The sequence below is a fragment of the Burkholderia sp. SIMBA_062 genome (assembly GCF_046534765.1).
Lineage (GTDB): Bacteria > Pseudomonadota > Gammaproteobacteria > Burkholderiales > Burkholderiaceae > Burkholderia > Burkholderia ambifaria.
Genome location: NZ_JAWRYD010000470.1, coordinates 1 through 250, shown reverse-complemented (window position 1 = coordinate 250; position 250 = coordinate 1). Strand labels below are relative to the sequence as shown.

At 60.8% G+C, this 250-nt stretch carries 1 protein-coding gene; it reads left to right on the top strand.

Annotation, left to right across the window (positions count from 1 at the left end; all coding sequences use genetic code 11):
• Positions 1 to 20: 20 nt before the first annotated feature.
• The coding region (locus SB786_RS37105; RefSeq protein WP_410731696.1) for a hypothetical protein at positions 21 to 250 on the top strand (230 nt) is incomplete at its 3' end.

The window sequence follows — 250 nt, the reverse complement described above, 5'->3', positions numbered from 1 at the left end:
CGATCATCGGGCAGAACGGTTTGACAGTAACGGTCGGCGGCGCGCTCAATAACAACGGCGGCCAGATCGGTGCAGGTACGAAGGAAACAATTAGCACAGGATCGCTCACGAACAGCAGCGGCTCGATCATCGCCCCGAATCTCACGCTGACGAGCACGGCGACGCTCGACAACAGCAGCGGCGATATCGAAGCGAACCAGCTCGCGCTGAAAGCGGCGGACCTGCTGAATCACGGCGGCACCATCACGCA